Below are 16,615 nucleotides of genomic sequence, written 5' to 3' on the forward strand. Positions count from 1 at the left end.
AAGTAGTTGTGGTTTGATTAAAGATTAGAAAACACGATATTAGTTGGTGTGTTACCTTCTGATAATCATAAAATTAGAAAAGAATATCGTTTGATAAAATGCTTCTTTTTTGGATTGATAACCCAGGATTGAAGCATTTTTTTATTTGTAAGATTAAAATAATTCTAATTGTGTGGGTTGTGGCTGTTTGGGGACTTCCGCTTTACCCCAAAAGTTTGAAATATTTCCAAATTGTTTATCGGTAATTCTTAAAAGGCTTACTTTTCCTAAGGGGGGTAAAAGTTGGTGAATTCTTTTTTCATGTACATCGGCACTTTCGCTGCTGGCGCAGTGGCGTACATAAACCGAGTATTGCATCATCGAGAAACCATCTTTTAAGAGATTGTTTCTAAAACCGGAAGCATTCTTTCGGTCTTTTTTGGTCTCGGTTGGTAAGTCAAAAAATACAAATAACCACATAATTCTATAACCATTTAGTTCCATAATTTGGGGTATTTGATTTTTTTGCGTTCACCGGTATAACATTGTTGCAGGGAACTGGCGGTTTTTTGAAGAGCCACCATCAACGGACTTTTTTCGTCTTTAAAGTACACGGTTCGTGTAAGTAGTTGCAGCAGTTCCGATTTTATAGTGGTGTTCAGCTCCTGATTGTCGAAATTTTGCATGATTTCGGCAACTTTTTCATCTACAATTGGTCGAAAAGGTTCCATAATATCATCTGCTAGCGCAAAAGCGTTGTATTTGCTTTTATGATGAATTCCCAAAGTATTGAGTAAACCACTTCCTGATAGGGCTCTGGCTGTGGCAGCTCTGAGAATAGCATAGCCGTAATTCAAAAAATTATTAGGATAATCTCCAAAACGTTCTCTTTTGAAATCCTGTTCAAAGAAAACTTTCCAATAGAAATTAGCTGCAACGCCTTCCATATTTGAACTATCACCACTTAAAACTTTGGACGCTAAAAAGTCAAAATTATTTTTCTTAGAGGTGATTTTTTGTAAAAGGATCCCCTGATTAGTAATTTTCTCAGTTATAGTTTGTTGCCATAATTGTTTTTTTAAAGGTAAGCTGGCGTTGATTTGATTTTTAAAAATTTCCTGTTGGATATGATGGCTGTTGAGGTTTAAAAACATACCATTTGGGAGATGGTTTTTGTTGCAAATAATGACAGAAGTATTGTTTTCAACCAGCAAATTCATCGAAGGAATACTGATATAAATTTCCGGATGATCTAAGACCAGAAATCCAATATCTTCAATAGGAATTGTTTTTTCTTTTAACTCCGTTTTTAAAACTAATTGTTGGTTTTTTGTAGAAAGTGAAGTTTTATTCTCAATCAAAATTGTTTTTTTCAACATAATAGTAGTAATTTAAAGGTTAAGTTTAAAATTTACAGTTGTTTTAAGAACTTGATTTAGGGAGAATCTTTTTTAGACTTTTCTAAAGTTACTATAAAATTTTAAGAAAATCACTATAAAATGTATTCTTTGTTGGGTACTCAGAAATAAAATTACTTTTTGTTGAAAAAAAAATCCCATTTTGAAGTCCTGTTCAAAATGGGATTTTTTAGTTTGTTGAAAATATTTTAAAAAAGCTTTTTCCAGGGATTGTCACTTCTAAAAGGAACCGCAGGCAAGCCTTCTTTATTGATAAAATTAGACTGAGCGGCTTCATTCCATCCAAAGCGAACATGATAAGGGTGTTGTATTTCGGGAGAAGAAACAATTACGGTGTTGCCTTTTATTTCAGCTTTGGCGGGTACATATTCTCCGTTGGCTCCGGCAATGCTAAACCAACTTAATGATTTTCCGTCACGGCTGGCTAAACCGCTGCCAGTATTTGAAAAACGGATTTCAATAGTATTGTTTACAATTTTCATTTTTTGGAATACCGGTCCGGAACAAACTACATTTTTTTGTTCATACGCTTTGTTAGCAGCAATCAGACTCAATCTTCGGCCAACTTCCCATTTGTATCCCGGATGCAATTCGGTTATCGTATCGGTTAAATCAGTGATAGTAGTAAGGGCGGTATTTTTTAATTTCAAATTCAAAGCCTGGGCTTCCCAGAATTTTGGAAGTGTTTCTGTAGTAAGCGGTTTGTCTTTGGATGCCGAATAATTGTAAGGGGCAATTTGTACAAAATAGAAAGGTAGTTTTTTGTCTTTCCAGTCGTTACGCCAACTTTCAATTAAAGTTTTTAATTTGTAAGCATAACTTATATTTTCACCCAAAAAACAATTGGATTCGCCCTGATACCATAAAAATCCTTTAAGAGTATAAGGGATCAATGGTTGAATCATTGTGTCGTAAAATTTTCCGCTGTCGCCACCGTCATTACTGAGTTTGTCCAGCAGCTTTCCATTTTTTAATTTGGGTTCAAAATCTAATTTTGGAGTTTGAATCCAGGGCTCGATACGGCTTCCCGGTACAGCTGCAGAAATCATTCCGATAGGAACATGAAGTTTGTTGTACAAATCTTTGGCAAAATAATAACCCACAGCCGAAAAATCGACTAAAGAGCGTCCCATGGCGGCGTCCCAACCTAAATGTTCCGGATCCGGATCCATATATTTTCTCCGGTCAAGAAAGATGCGGATATTGGTATTATTTGCTTTGGTTAAATCGTCTTCCGGCGGATGATATCCTTTGGTTTTGGTTTCATAATTGCTGTATTTACGCATCGCATATTCCATGTTGGATTGTCCGGAACACAGCCATACTTCACCCACCAAAATATTTTTTAAAACAATAGTATTTTGTCCTTTTATAGTCATTTCCCGAGCTTCGAATGAGGCCTTCAACGGATTGAGGTTTATCATCCAATTCCCGGATTTGTCGGTAATTGTGCTTTTGTTTTGTCCGGCAAAAGCAACCGAAATTTTCTCACCTGCTGCTGCTTTTCCCCAAATTGCCACTTTTTTCTTTTGTTGTAACACCATATTGTGCCCTAAAATTTTAGGTAGTGTTATTTCGGCAAAAATTGTGGAAGTAAATAAGAAGAAAGTACTTAACAGAAATAGTGATTTTTTTAAACGCATAAGTTATTGTAAATGATTTTTAGTCTTTTTTCGACTCACAAATAATGCCAAATCGGGTACAATCAGGATTTTTTTAATGTTAAATTCCCGATTGTACCCGAATTTGATAATAATAAATTGTTGTCTTTTTATTTTTTATTTATTCCAGATTTCCCAGGCTTTCTCCGCCTGAAAAATAAGCATATCCAAACCGTTTTTAATTTGTGTGCCACGTTCTTTGGCATTTTTTAAAAATTGGGTTTCAGCCGGATTGTAAATCAAATCGTAAGCGATATGTTTGTCAGTAAAGAATTCATACGGAATTTCAGGACAGGCTTCAATGTTAGGGCTTGTTCCTATTGGTGTCGAATTGATAATGATTTGGTATTCCTGAAAAGTATCGGCATTCAGCTGACTGTAATCGATGGCTTTTTCAGATGCTTTTCGGGAAACAAAGGTGTATTCAATTCCTAATTCTTCCAAAGCAAAAGCAACTCCTTTTGAAGCGCCTCCGGTTCCCAGAATTAAGGCTTTTTTATGATACGGTTGTAATAAAGGCTTTAAGGATTTTAAGAATCCAAAATAATCGGTGTTGTAACCTTTTAATTTTCCTTTTTTAGTGAATTTAATGGTATTTACAGCACCAATTTTAGTGGCTTTTTTAGATAATTTATCTAAAAAAGGAATTACTTCTTCTTTGTATGGAATGGTAACGTTTAAACCGCTTAGATTTTCGGTGTTTTTAATGATATCAGGAAATGCACCGATTTCCTGAATATCAAAATTTTCGTAGGTGTAGCCCTGATATTTTTCGTTTTCGAATTTTTTTGTAAAATGTCCTTTAGAAAAGGAATAACTGATATTGCGCCCCAGTAGCCCGAAGCGCTTTTTAGAATTTTGGGTCATTATTGTTTATTGTGTTTTTCGATATAATTTTGCACCATTTTTTGCTCCCAAACTACCGGAAATAAATCTTCAATCAGGACATAGTTGTCAAAATTCAGACGAAGCGCATTGCTTAAGTGAATTTTAGCTTTTCGATCATCATTAATCATAAAATATAGTCCGGACAAACGGTATTCGATTTCGCTTTCTTCCGGAAAATAATCGGTGGCTTCTAATAAGGTGTGAATGGCCGTTTCAAATTCGCCTAAAAATTGTAAAATATCAACCCAAAACAACCAGGTGTCAATTTCGGTGTCTCCAAATTCTACTGCTTTTCGATAGCCAAATTCAGCTTCTTCAAAAAAGTTCATCTGTTTGTTGATAGTCGCATATCTTTTCCAGTACAAGCGATTTTGATTGTCGATAGCCAAGGCTTTATTGACATAGAACAAAGCTTTTTGGAAGTTTTGCTCACGCAAATAAAAATCGGTAATTGCAATCCAACCTTTGTCCAATAGTGGATCTTCGTGAACGGTTTGATTGTAAAATTTCAAAGCCTCAGCTTTGTTTCCCAGTTTTTCATGGCATTTTCCTATTCGAAGCAATGCATAAGAAGTAGCGTCTTCTAATTCGATAGTTCTGTTATAACTTTCGATGGCTTCTTCTAATTTGCCTAAACGCTCCAGCGCTTTGGCTTTTTCCATAAAAGCACCTAAAAATTCATCATCAATTAAAGTGGCGTAGTCAAAAGCGCGAATGGCATTTTCGTAATCTTTTAGTCCGTAATGTAAACGGCCTTTTTGGTGCCAGGCAATTTCGCTGTACGGATTTTTTTCAATATACTCATCTAAGAATTTTATGGCTTCTTCATTTTGGTCTAAAAATTCAAAGCAATACACGACATTGTACAAGGCAGACTGATCTTCGATGTCTTCTTCCAGGCATTTGATAAAACTTTCCTTGGCCATTTCCAGATTGTCCATAAAGAGGTATTCCATCCCGATTAAATTATACACATCGGCATAATCATCGGTGTATTGTAAAGCAATTTTTAACAATTCAACGGCTTTTTCATGTTGGTCTCTTTTAGAACAGATATTTGCCTTTTGAATGTAAATTTCTTCATTGTGTGGCTCAATGGCATATAGTTCGTTAAGTAATTTCTCGGCTATATCCAATTTGTCATCATAAACCAGCATTTCTACCTGAACCAGTTTTAAACCTGTAGATTTAGGGTGTTGGTCTAATGCTAATTTAAGTGCTTTTTTCGCTAAAGCGGCCTTACCGCTGTCGAGATAATGAAGTATGATTTCTTCAAATTCTTCAGAGTCAAAAAAGAGTACTTTGTTGGTTTTCAACATCGACTCAAATTTGGATAGCGATAAGTTATAATCTTCTTCTTCGTTGCTTAGTTGCATACTGTCTGTTTTTAGAATTTGACCTAGCTTAAAGTTAGGCATCCTTAGGGTTATTTTTGAAGAAAAAAATGATTTATTGTGAACAATTTAATTAACAAAATGGGGAAGTATGGTGTTATTTTTTTAGGGAAGCCAATACTTCATCCATCACTTCGAGCATTATAGCGCATCCTTCACGTATTTCTTCTTTAGAAATGGTTAAAGGAGGAGTAATTCTGATGGCGCATCCTTCAAAAAGGAGCCAGAATAATATAAGTCCTTTGTCCTGACATTTTAAAATCACTTCATTCGTGATTGAGACGTCTGCGGTCATTGCAGCCAGCATCAATCCTTTTCCTCTAATTTCCTTTATCAAAGGGTGTACCAAAAGTGATCTGAAGAGCTTTTCTTTTTCTAAAGCTTCTTCCATTAAATTGGTTTCAGTTAATTCTTTCAAAGTAGCTAAACAGGCTGCCGCAATGACAGGATGTCCGCCAAAGGTGGTGATATGACCCAGTTTTGGATTTTCAGTTAACAAATCCATCATGGTTGATGAAGCTGTAAAAGCGCCCACCGGCATTCCGCCACCCATTCCTTTTCCCATGGCAACAATATCAGGGACAATATCATAATTTTGGAAACCAAATAATTTTCCGGTTCTTCCAAAGCCTGGTTGGATTTCGTCCAAAATTAACAAAGCACCGACTTCAGTACAACGGGAGCGCACTTTTTTCAGGAAATCGTTGTGTGGTTCAATAAATCCGGCACCTCCCTGAATGGTTTCCAGTAAAACTCCGGCGGTTTTGGTTGTGATTTTTTCTAAATCGGCTTCGTTATTGAAGGTGATAAAATCCACATCGGGAATTAAAGGGCGAAAGGCTTGTTTGCGTTCTTCAAATCCCATGACGCTCATCGAACCCATAGTGTTACCGTGGTAAGCATTATAGCAGGAAATCCATTGGCTTCTGCCGGTTACTCTTCGGGCTAATTTTAAGGAACCTTCAATTGCTTCCGTTCCCGAATTGACTAAATAAGTTTTGTCCAAAGGAGCAGGCAGGAGCGAAGCCATCAATTTGCAATATTCTACTGCCGGACTTTGCGAATATTCTCCATAAACCATAACGTGCGAATATTTGTCCAATTGATCTTTAATCGCCTGATTGACCCGTGGCGGCTGATGTCCTAAAGTACAAGCCGAAACGCCGGCAACAAAATCAAGGTATTTTTTATTATTGGTGTCGTAGATATAAGATCCTATAGCATGAGAAACTTCCATACCAAGTGGATATGGAGAAGTTTGCGCCTGATATTTTAAAAAATCTGAATTCATTTTTTTGTTTTTTAGATCCTTAGTCACTAGTCCTTAGGTTTTAAGTTTGAAAATTTACTAAAATTAAAACAGAAAAGACTAATAACTAAGTTTTGAAAACTAAGGACTAAGGACTAACAGTTACTTTTTTTTCTTCTTTTTGTCGTAATTGAGTGTTTCTTTTCTAATTTCCATTGGGACGTTTGGTTTGGCTTCGTCCTTTTTAGTTTCCTCAATCATTTTTTCATTGTATTGATTCTCTTCTTCCGGAAAAATATCATCTTTGGATTTAATTCGTTCATCAGCGCGCCATTTAAACCCTCTGAATTTTCGGTCGTGTTCGTCCAATTCTTCTTCGGGAAATATATCGCCATCCACCTGTTGGAAAAAAGTAATGGTTTCTATGGCGTTTTTGTCAAAAAGAATATTGATTTTACTGCTTACATTTTTATTAATTCCAATGAGTTCTTTGTCATCATTACGCATATAATAAATAACTTCGGCGTTTTTGATGATGTCCACATCGTGGAGTTTTCCTTCTTCAAATTTTCCAAAGAGATTCATCCCTTTGATTTGATTATAGCCCGTTCCGAGTGTGTCTTTGGAAATAATAAATGTGTTGTTGAGGACTTTGAGCGAGTCTAGTTTTTGTGTTTTTTGATTGCCAATGAGATGCATTATATCTCCGGTTATCTGGCTTTCGCCATTCCAAAGAATCGGATTTCCGATGAGTTTTGTCAAAGCGGTTTTAGTACTGGAATGAATGGAGTCGCATTTTCCGCTCATATCGGTTTTATAAAAACGGACATTGTTGAAAGCACGAATAATTCGGTCGCCTTCTTTCCCGGTAACCATTAGTTTTTTTCCGTGAATGTAAACGGAGTCGTTTTCAACAAAATTAATAGCAACGGCTCTTTTGGTAACAAACATCGAATCTTTTTTCTGGAAAACTTCGGCATAATGTCCTTTTACGATGCCTTTGTTGATTGAATCTGTGATTTTTACATTTCGCGTAGCCGAGGCAAATTCTTTGTTTCGGTCGTAATATAAACTGTCGCCTTCTATGAGTCGGTCGTCGTATTTGATATAGGATTTTCGAAGAAAATGAGACAGGTTTTTCTTGGTGTCATAAAAACCTTTTTCGGTATAAATGTAGTTGTTTTTGCTGGTGATTGTTGAAGGACCAAAGAGATAGGAGTGCCCCGAATTACTGTAATAATCCAAATGATTGGATTTGATAACGTATTTTGGATTGGTAATCGTTACCGCGGTTAAAAACTGGAATTTTCTTTCGGCAACATAATATTTTCCGGAGTTACTTTCCAGTGTGTTTTCGTTGTTGGTAATGACTCCTTTGGTATTGTAAAAAGCTTCCTGAGTGTTGCGGTCAAAATTAATAGTGTCCGTTTTTAAGGTTGCATTAGGCGAACTCAAAACGGCATCTCCGGTGGCGAATGCTTTTTTTACATTACCATTGTATTCGGCATATTTACTGTTCAGATAGAGGGTGTCACCCTGAACCAATTGAACATTTCCAAAAGCTTTGATGTAATTTTCTTTTTGAAAATAATAGGCTTTGTTACAAGTTAGTACTGCTCCGTCATGATTGACCACTACATTCCCGGTAAGTAAAAAGGCATCGGGCATTTCGGTCTGATTAACATCGGCAAAATCAGAATGCTCAACAATTATTTTTTTAGGAGCTTGTGCTTTTACTTGTAGCGAAGTAATTAAAAACAAGCTAAAACAGATGAAAAATAGCGATTTATTCAAGGGTGTATATTTTTGTCAAATTTATGAAAAAGGAAACAAACCCAATAAATATTACTATTTATTTATGATTTTGGAAACAGCAACTTTTATGAAAGTTTATGAGATAATAGCATAAAAAAACCAATGCATACTAAGTTTTGTGTGTGTTGGTTTTTTTAATTTATTTCGAAAAAGGAATTAATATTTCCTTAAAAAGGCATTGCGGTAATTTTCATCTACTTTTTCCCAATTGATTACGTTAAAAAAGGAATCGATGTAAGTTCTTCTTCGGTATTGGTAGCCTAAATAATAGGCGTGTTCCCAAAGGTCTAAGGCTAAAATAGGCGTTCCCGGTACGGCCGCATTTCTCATTAGCGGATTATCCTGATTTTGTGAACTGGTAATTTTGAGTTTACCGGCTTTATCTACAATCAGCCAAACCCAGGCAGAGCCAAATTGTTGGGTAGCTTCCTGAATAAAAGCTGTTTTAAAATCTTTAAAAGAACCAAAATCTCTGTTGATTGCGGCAGCGATAGTGTCTTTAGGGGTTCCTCCGGCATTAGGTGCCATGGATTTCCAATACAATGAATGGTTGTAAAAACCTCCGGCATTGTTTCTTAACTCCATATCGTTGACATCCAGTTTAGCCAGAATTTCTTCGATAGACATGTTTTCGTATTCAGTACCTGCAATAGCTTCATTCAGATTATTGGTGTAAGATAAATAATGCTTAGAATAGTGTACTTCTAATGTCAAAGGCGAAATGGTTGGAGCCAGAGCATCGTAAGAATACGGTAATTTGTCTAATAAAAAAGAACCAGGGTTAGCTTTTACATCATCCGGAAAACCAATGGTCACTTTTTCCTGAGCTGTAGGAAGCGGTACTTCAACAACTTCGGTTAGTTTTTTGTTGTTGCATGAAATTAAGAGACTGAAAAAAAATAAACTTGTTAATGGAAAGAAAAGTTTTTTCATAAAAAGTTATTTTCAAAGAGAATTAATGATTTCGATATAGTTTTCTTTAGCCTCATCGGCAGTAAGATGGCTTATTTGCATCCAGGCATTGGTTTTAAAAGCGTCTCTTAAATGAAAATTAGAAGTTTGTCTGATTTCCATTGAACCAATAGTTGCCTGTTTGTAAAAAGCATAAAGTCTTAACTGAACATCCTGAGGTAAAGATGCCTGAGTCATTTTGGAAGCTTTTTCTACGGCTTCGTTAAATCTTGTATCTAAATCTTTTTCGGTCATTAATTATTATTTTGTTGCAATAATGGTTTTTCCTCCAATAGCTTTTTGGTTTAAAACTACGTTTATTGGTGTACCTAAAGGTAAGAATAAATCCACTCTTGAACCAAATTTTATAAAACCGGCGTCAGTTCCCTGCACTACCTGCATACCTTCTTCGGCGTAGTTAACAATTCGTCGGGCTAAAGCTCCCGCAATTTGGCGGTATAAAACAGCTCCGAAAGTTTTGTTTTCTACCACTACGGTTGTTCTCTCGTTTTCTTCGCTGGCTTTTGGATGCCAGGCCACTAAAAATTTACCCGGGTGGTATTTGCTGAATTTTACAATTCCACTCATGACATAACGGGTTACATGAACGTTTATAGGCGACATAAAGATAGAAACCTGTAAACGTTTGTCTTTAAAATATTCACCTTCGTAAACTTCTTCGATAACCACCACTTTTCCGTCAACAGGAGCAAGAATTTGATTTTCGTTGATAACAACAGTTCTTTTTGGGTTTCTAAAGAATTGTAAAATGATAATTAAAACTAAAAAAGCAAAGACTTGCAATCCTTTTTTTAACCAAAAGATATCAGTTAAATTGTCAGAAATTAATAAAACTACAGCAGTAAAAATAATTGCTAATAAGATGCTTTTGGTTCCTTCTTTATGAAACATAATTTAAAATTTGATAAAATAAAAATATTATTGGTGCTACAAATATAACACTATCTAGTCTATCTAGCACACCTCCGTGACCCGGCATGATGTTTCCGCTGTCTTTTACACCGGCAATTCGTTTGAATTTGGATTCAATTAAATCGCCAATAGTTCCAAAAACACCCACAATAGCCGCAATGGAAGTCCATATTAATATGGATTGTTGGCTAAATTCAGGTTTAGCCTGAATGTAATATTTGGAAATTAAATAACCTGCTACAATGGCAAAAATAATTCCGCCGGCAAAACCTTCGATTGTTTTTTTGGGAGAAATGCGCTCCAGCAATTTATGTTTTCCAATAGATTTTCCAACGATGTAAGCAAATGTGTCATTGGTCCAGATTAAAAGGAATAATCCAATGATAATTTTTGGGTTGTAATCTTTGATACCAAATGAAATTTTAGTGATAAACACAAACGGGAGTGTGATGTAGCCAAATAAATATAAGTATTTAGAAGAAGTACTTATTTTTTGGACATTGTCATAAAAAAGAAACAGGATGCATTTTACCGAAACGACCAGCGTAGTAGCCAATAAAATGATATTAAGTTGTTGAATGTTTAATGTGATTTCAATATTAGTACCTAAATATTGATTGATAGTATCGGTCGTTAATTGATTGTAATGACTAATTAGCGTAATACTGCAATAGAGTAGTGCTCCCACAATTAAGGGAAGTGTTTTGTTGAGCTGAGTCAGATTGCAAAATTCAGCGATAGCAATAAGCAGAAAAATACCAAACAGTATAAAAAAACTTTCGGTGGAGTATAATATAGAAGCCAATAATAAAACGATATAGACAGCTCCTGATATTGATCTTTTTAGAGTTTCATTCATTTTAAAGATCTTCTAAAAGCAATAAATAAAGATTTTTGGCAGAACTGCCGTATTGGGTAAAGTCTTCTTCTTTTGCTTTCTCAAAATATTTTATAGCGGTAATATTGGTAGGATAATCTCTTTCGTATTTCTTTTTGATGGCGCTAAGTCCGTCACTTTTCATAGCCAAAATTTGGCTGGTTGTGGCCAAAACAACGATGTTAGTTGGCAATTCGTTAGGCTTATGTTGTTTGATTTGTTTGGAGGAAAAAAGAATAGATCCTTCTTCAGCAATTAAATTTTCGCAACTGGATAATAAGAATTTTGGTTTCGAAGGATTGGTGTATGGAAGTTTATTTTCGTCCAAAAGCCCGTAAAGTTTAGGGTCGTAGCATAATACTTCGCTTTCAAACCAGTCGTTTTCTTCTAAGATATTTTCAAATTGGTCTTTTACTTCTTCGTTGTTTTCACAGTATAAAAATTTACCCCCGTTTTTTTTGAAATTATAGATAAATCGTTCATCAACAGAAATATTGTTTTCAGGGAAAAAGTTAGTGCTCTGACTTTCTTTTTCCTCTTCTGAAGATGAATTACTAGATCCAAAAAGTTTTCTAAAAAGACTCATATTTTGTTAGGTACTTGATATATTATTTGTAACCGTCCAAAGATAAAAAAATCTTAATTCAAAACGGGATTTTGAATTAAGATTTTAAATAATTTATATTAAAAGCCTTATTAAGAGACTCTTTCTTCCAGATTTTTGTCAAAGTTTCTTTTTCCAAAAATAGCTTCCAAATCGTCTTTGAAAATTACTTCTTTTTCGATAAGAATATCAGCTAATTGGTTTAGTTTGTCTTTGTTTTCTTCCAGAATTTGAATAGCTCTTTGGTATTGGTTTTCAATAAGTAAAGAAATTTCTTTGTCTATAATTTGAGCGGTTTCATCCGAGTAAGGTTTTGAGAAATTGTACTCACTTTGTCCGGTAGAATCATAGTAAGTAACGTTTCCTATTTTGTCATTCAAACCATAAACGGTAACCATAGCGCGCGCCTGACGGGTTACTTTTTCTAAGTCGCTTAAAGCTCCTGTAGATATTTTATTGAAAGTAACTTTCTCGGCAGCACGACCTCCCATAGTAGCGCACATTTCATCCAGCATTTGATCGGTGCGAACAATTTGGCGTTCTTCCGGTAAATACCAGGCTGCACCTAAACTTTGTCCGCGGGGAACAATAGTTACTTTGATAAGTGGTGCGGCATGTTCCAACATCCAACTTACTGTAGCGTGACCAGCTTCGTGAATAGCAATTGCTTTTTTCTCTTCAGGAGTGATGATTTTATTTTTCTTTTCTAAACCTCCAACAATACGGTCAACAGCATCAAGGAAATCCTGTTTGTCAACAGCAGTTTTGTTGTTTCGGGCAGCAATTAAAGCGGCTTCGTTACATACGTTAGCAATATCAGCACCTGAGAACCCCGGAGTTTGTTTGGCTAAAAAGTCTAAATCTAAACCTTCTACTTTTTTCAAAGGAGCAAGGTGAACTTTAAAAATTTCGGCACGTTCACGAACGTCCGGTAAGTCAACAAAAATTTGTCTGTCAAAACGTCCGGCACGCATCAAAGCTTTATCTAAAACATCGGCTCTGTTTGTTGCCGCTAAAACAATTACACTGGAATTAGAACCAAAACCGTCCATTTCCGTTAATAATTGGTTTAAGGTGTTTTCTCTTTCGTCATTTCCGCCTGAGAAATTATTTTTTCCTCTGGCGCGACCTACGGCGTCAATTTCGTCAATAAAAATGATAGCAGGCGATTTTTCCTTGGCTTGTTTGAACAAATCACGAACTCTGGAAGCTCCAACTCCTACAAACATTTCTACGAAATCAGAACCTGACAGCGAGAAAAAAGGAACCTGAGCTTCACCGGCAACGGCTTTGGCTAACAAGGTTTTTCCTGTTCCCGGAGGACCAACTAATAGGGCTCCTTTAGGGATTTTTCCTCCAAGATTAGTGTATTTTTCAGGGTTTTTCAGGAATTCAACGATTTCCTGAATCTCTTCTTTAGCGCCTTCCAGACCGGCTACATCTTTAAAAGTGGTTTTAACATCGGTTTTTTCATCAAAAAGTTTTGCTTTAGATTTACCAATGCTAAAAATTTGTCCGCCTCCTCCGGCACCGCCACCGGACATTTTACGCATGATAAAAATCCACACCGCAATGATGATGATTACCGGAAGTAAACTAATAATGATATCCGACCAGTTGCTCGATTCTTTAAAATCATAATCAACCAGTTTTTTCTCGGCTTTCGCCACATCCAGTTTTTCCTGAAAAGATTTTAAATCACCAAATTTTGTAGTATAGTGTGGTCCTTTGTTAGGTCGGTCAAAGATGTCTTTGGCTACTTTTTTATTGGCAGGATCTTTTAGTCCTTTTTCAGAAAGGTAGATTTCAGCATCTTTATTATTGAAAATGATTATATTTTTTATTTCCCCTTTAGCTAACATATTGTCTATGTTAGAGGATTTTAGCTGAGCCGGTTCCTGTAAGTTAGAACTGCCGGTTACAAAACTTATGAATAAGAAAATAAGCAAAATGGCAGTATATACTAACCACGGACTTATTCTAAATTTGTTAGGATTTGGATTATTATCTTTTGCCATTATTTTATATCTTTCTTTTTAGTATTTGTTTGCAATTGTAGTAATTTTTGCATCTCCCCACAAACTTTCGATATTATAATATTCTCTGATTTGTTTTTGGAAAACATGAACTACGATGTTTACATAGTCCATAAGTACCCATTCGGCATTGTCAGTTCCTTCAACATGCCAGGGTTTGTCTTTAATTTCTTTTGAGACGATTTTTTGGATGGAGTTAACAATGGCGTTAACCTGAGTATTTGAGTTTCCGTTGCAGATAACAAAATAGTCGCAAACTGCGCTATCAATTTCCCTAAGGTCGAGAATATCTATGTCATTTCCTTTTACTTCTTCTATCCCTTTGATAATGTTTGCTAATAAAGCATCATTATTTACAGTCTTTTTTGCCATGAATTGTTTTTATAATAAGTTTGTAAAGTTACCATTTTTTGTGATTATTTTTGAACCTTAACATAATATTAAAAAATGTTACAAAAATAATTGCTAATGAAACTAATCAAACTCGATGCCATAGATTCTACAAATGATTTTCTGAAAGCTTTATCGGGTTCTCAGGAACTGGAAAATTTTACTGTGGTTACTGCCGAAAATCAAACTAAGGGCAAAGGACAAATGGGAGCTGTTTGGAATTCTGAAAAGTCTAAAAACCTTATAATGAGTGTTTTTGTGAAAGGTTTTATTACCAATGCAGATGAGGCTTATCTGTTGAATATTGCGGCGGCCTTGTCGGTAATTGAAGCTTTGAAAAAAAACAATATTAAGAATTTGAGTATTAAATGGCCAAACGACATTATGTCAGCTAATTCCAAAATTGCCGGCATTTTGATTGAAAATAGTTTTAAAAGTGACGGTTCTGTTTTTACAATTATTGGAATTGGTTTGAATGTAAATCAAACCGATTTTACGGATTTACCTAAAGCGTCTTCGATGGCAGTTGTGGCTAATGCTATTTTTGATAAAGAAGAAATTTTGCATTTAATAGTTCAGGAATTAGAGACTAATCTGGAACTTATAAAATCAAGTGCAACTACTTTATGGGATAATTATATGAGTTTGCTTTTTAAGCGTGGACTTCCCATGCCGTTTAAAACTCAGGATGAAAAAAACTTTATGGGGATTATAAAAGGAGTTTCGGCTGCGGGGAAATTAATTGTTCTTTTAGAAGATGATCATTTAGTTGAATACGGGCTAAAAGAGATTCAAATGCTGTATTAAAACGCATAAAAATTAAATAATATAGATTCTGATTGCTTTCGTTGTTGAAAAAAATGACTACTTTTTATATTGGTTAAAGTGTTGTTTTTTAATATTTTAACGGTTGTGTTTTTTATAAATGTTGTTTTTACATTTAAAAAAATGATGGAAATAAATATTTTTATTTTACTTTTGGATTTCATTTTTCGTAAAAAATGTTTCATAATAAAACAGATGCATGATTTTATAATGAGAATTTTAACGAAATTCGGAAGCTTTGAAATGAAGCTTTTTATTATTCATAAAAGGATAATTTAAAGGTTTATTTTGAGTAGGAATAATAAATAAAACGCGAACAATTTAACATCTATCAACTAATATTAATCAACTAAAAAATTATTTTCTTATGAGCTCAAGTCTCGAATTTGCAGATTATGCAGTATTTATAATTTACTTTTTAATTGTATCGGTTTACGGATACATCGTTTACCGCAAGCGTGAACAAAACGAACACGATGCTAAGGCGTATTTCTTAGCCGAAGGAACATTGACCTGGTGGGCCATTGGAGCTTCGTTAATTGCTTCTAACATTTCAGCAGAGCAGTTTATCGGAATGAGTGGGGAAGGATTCTTCTTAGGAATTGCCGTTGCTGCTTACGAATGGATTGCAGCAATTGCTTTGATTATCATTGCGATTTGGTTTATTCCTGTTTATTTGAAAAATAAGATTTACACCATGCCTCAATTCTTAACCACTCGTTATAATGAAACGACGGCTTTGATTATGGCGGTTTTCTGGTTGTTCTTGTATGTTTTTGTAAACTTAACTTCTATTTTATACTTAGGAGCTGTTGCTATTAACGGATTGGCCGGAGGAGATTACCTTCATGTAATCATGTTAGGATTGGCTGTTTTTGCTTTGATTATCTCTTTGGGAGGGATGAAAGTGGTAGCTTATACCGATGTTATTCAGGTTGCTGTATTGATTATTGGAGGTTTAGTAACTTCTTATATTGCATTAACAACCGTAGGAGAATATTTTGGTGTTGGAAAAGATGCCATTGCCGGATTCAATGTTTTGATGCAGGAAGCTCCGGAGCATTTTAAAATGATTATCCCAAGACCGACAGCGACTTCTACGCAATTAGAAATTGATAAATATTTGACATTCCCTGGAGTTTTATCATATTTGGCAGGTATTTGGATTATCAACCTGAACTATTGGGGATGTAACCAATACATCACACAAAGAGCTTTGGGAGCTGATTTACAAACAGCCCGTACAGGTATTTTATTTGCAGGATTATTAAAATTATTAATGCCTGTAATTGTAATGTTACCAGGTATTGCGGCTTATGTTTTATACCAAGGAGGACATTTACCACAATTAGTTGGAGGAAAAGACGGAGCTTACTCAGCGATGTTAACTTTCTTGCCTACAGGTTTAAAGGGACTTTCGGTTGCGGCTTTAACAGCAGCTATCGTAGCTTCTTTAGCTGGAAAAGTAAACAGTATTTCTACAATTTATACCTTAGATGTACATAAAAAATACATTCAAAAAAATGCCGGAGAAAGACAACAGGTAAACATTGGTCGTTTGGCTGTATTTGCTTCAATGGTTTTAGCGGTAATGT

Annotated in this window: 16 protein-coding genes; 2 read left to right on the forward strand and 14 right to left on the reverse strand. The window is 35.2% G+C overall.

Annotation, left to right across the window (positions count from 1 at the left end; genetic code table 11):
• Nucleotides 1-153: 153 nt before the first annotated feature.
• The 14 genes from cas2 to rsfS form a co-directional block, all read right to left on the reverse strand.
• Nucleotides 154-483: a CRISPR-associated endonuclease Cas2 gene (gene cas2, locus H599_RS0118670; protein ID WP_026715503.1), complete on the reverse strand. Its 330-nt coding sequence runs from the start codon at nt 481-483 to the stop codon at nt 154-156.
• Entirely contained in the window at nt 474-1,358 is an 885-nt protein-coding gene (gene cas1 / locus H599_RS0118675) for a type II CRISPR-associated endonuclease Cas1 (RefSeq protein WP_026715504.1), read from the reverse strand. The genes cas2 and cas1 overlap by 10 nt, the downstream gene beginning before the upstream one ends.
• 227 nt (nt 1,359-1,585) lie before the next feature.
• Nucleotides 1,586-3,040 (reverse strand): sialate O-acetylesterase, encoded by a 1,455-nt coding sequence (locus H599_RS0118680; protein ID WP_026715505.1) that lies wholly within the window; start codon nt 3,038-3,040, stop codon nt 1,586-1,588.
• A 135-nt stretch (nt 3,041-3,175) separates the two neighbouring features.
• Nucleotides 3,176-3,925, reverse strand: coding sequence for a shikimate dehydrogenase family protein (locus tag H599_RS0118685; RefSeq protein ID WP_026715506.1), 750 nt, complete (start codon nt 3,923-3,925; stop codon nt 3,176-3,178).
• Nucleotides 3,925-5,322: a tetratricopeptide repeat protein gene (locus H599_RS0118690; protein WP_026715507.1), complete on the reverse strand. Its 1,398-nt coding sequence runs from the start codon at nt 5,320-5,322 to the stop codon at nt 3,925-3,927. Before H599_RS0118690 ends, H599_RS0118685 begins: the two co-directional genes overlap by 1 nt.
• A 115-nt stretch (nt 5,323-5,437) precedes the next feature.
• Nucleotides 5,438-6,631: an aspartate aminotransferase family protein gene (locus tag H599_RS0118695; protein WP_026715508.1), complete on the reverse strand. Its 1,194-nt coding sequence runs from the start codon at nt 6,629-6,631 to the stop codon at nt 5,438-5,440.
• 120 nt (nt 6,632-6,751) lie between these two features.
• Nucleotides 6,752-8,383 (reverse strand): OstA-like protein, encoded by a 1,632-nt coding sequence (locus tag H599_RS0118700; RefSeq protein ID WP_035141975.1) that lies wholly within the window; start codon nt 8,381-8,383, stop codon nt 6,752-6,754.
• A 177-nt stretch (nt 8,384-8,560) separates the two neighbouring features.
• On the reverse strand, nt 8,561-9,337 hold the full coding sequence (locus tag H599_RS0118710; RefSeq protein WP_026715510.1) for a superoxide dismutase: 777 nt from the start codon (nt 9,335-9,337) through the stop codon (nt 8,561-8,563).
• A 12-nt stretch (nt 9,338-9,349) separates the two neighbouring features.
• Nucleotides 9,350-9,610, reverse strand: a complete 261-nt coding sequence (locus H599_RS0118715; RefSeq protein WP_026715511.1) for an acyl-CoA-binding protein — start codon at nt 9,608-9,610, stop codon at nt 9,350-9,352.
• A 6-nt stretch (nt 9,611-9,616) separates the two neighbouring features.
• A complete protein-coding gene (locus H599_RS0118720) occupies nt 9,617-10,267 on the reverse strand; it encodes a phosphatidylserine decarboxylase family protein (protein WP_026715512.1) in 651 nt (216 codons plus the stop codon).
• Nucleotides 10,257-11,147, reverse strand: a complete 891-nt coding sequence (locus H599_RS0118725; protein ID WP_026715513.1) for a phosphatidate cytidylyltransferase — start codon at nt 11,145-11,147, stop codon at nt 10,257-10,259. Before H599_RS0118725 ends, H599_RS0118720 begins: the two co-directional genes overlap by 11 nt.
• Nucleotide 11,148: 1 nt before the next feature.
• Nucleotides 11,149-11,751 (reverse strand): lactate utilization protein B/C, encoded by a 603-nt coding sequence (locus tag H599_RS0118730; protein WP_026715514.1) that lies wholly within the window; start codon nt 11,749-11,751, stop codon nt 11,149-11,151.
• A 110-nt stretch (nt 11,752-11,861) separates the two neighbouring features.
• The gene (ftsH, locus tag H599_RS0118735) at nt 11,862-13,787 is read right to left on the reverse strand and encodes an ATP-dependent zinc metalloprotease FtsH (protein ID WP_026715515.1); all 1,926 of its coding nucleotides are present in this window, start codon (nt 13,785-13,787) and stop codon (nt 11,862-11,864) included.
• Nucleotides 13,788-13,805: 18 nt separating this feature from the next.
• Nucleotides 13,806-14,177, reverse strand: coding sequence for a ribosome silencing factor (rsfS, locus tag H599_RS0118740; protein ID WP_026715516.1), 372 nt, complete (start codon nt 14,175-14,177; stop codon nt 13,806-13,808).
• A 96-nt stretch (nt 14,178-14,273) separates the two neighbouring features.
• Between rsfS and H599_RS0118745 the strand changes: the two genes are divergently transcribed.
• Both H599_RS0118745 and H599_RS0118755 read left to right on the forward strand, forming a co-directional pair.
• The gene (locus H599_RS0118745; protein WP_026715517.1) at nt 14,274-15,002 is read left to right on the forward strand and encodes a biotin--[acetyl-CoA-carboxylase] ligase; all 729 of its coding nucleotides are present in this window, start codon (nt 14,274-14,276) and stop codon (nt 15,000-15,002) included.
• A 385-nt stretch (nt 15,003-15,387) separates the two neighbouring features.
• Nucleotides 15,388-16,615: sodium:solute symporter family transporter (locus H599_RS0118755; RefSeq protein WP_026714376.1), on the forward strand; the 1,228-nt coding region annotated here is incomplete at its 3' end.

The sequence above is a fragment of the Flavobacterium daejeonense DSM 17708 genome, assembly GCF_000425425.1.
Lineage (GTDB): Bacteria > Bacteroidota > Bacteroidia > Flavobacteriales > Flavobacteriaceae > Flavobacterium > Flavobacterium daejeonense.